This is a genomic window from Streptomyces sp. GESEQ-35 (assembly GCF_017948485.1).
In the GTDB taxonomy this organism is placed as follows: Bacteria; Actinomycetota; Actinomycetes; order Streptomycetales; family Streptomycetaceae; genus Streptomyces.
Genome location: NZ_JAFFSX010000116.1, coordinates 1 through 229 on the forward strand (window position 1 = coordinate 1; position 229 = coordinate 229).

Here is a 229-nt window from a genome sequence, read left to right on the forward strand (position 1 = left end):
GTCGTCCAGAACATAGGCGCGCATGCCGTCCAGCGGACGCCCGACCGGTATCGGCGCGGGCACCACATCGGCCGCGGTCCAGGGGGCCTGGGTCGCGAACAGGGTGGTCTCGGTGGGGCCGTACGTCGACCGCACGACGGTGTCCGGGCAGTGTTCCAGTACCCGTCGCACCGCGGTCGGGGAGATCACATCACCACCGGTGATCACCTCCCGCACACCCGCGAAGCAG

The 229-nt window shown here is 70.3% G+C and carries 1 protein-coding gene; it reads right to left on the minus strand.

Translation table 11 applies throughout. The features are described 5' to 3' along the window. On the minus strand, nucleotides 1-229 hold a 229-nt coding region (locus KCH87_RS48595), incomplete at both ends, for an AMP-binding protein (protein ID WP_210594483.1).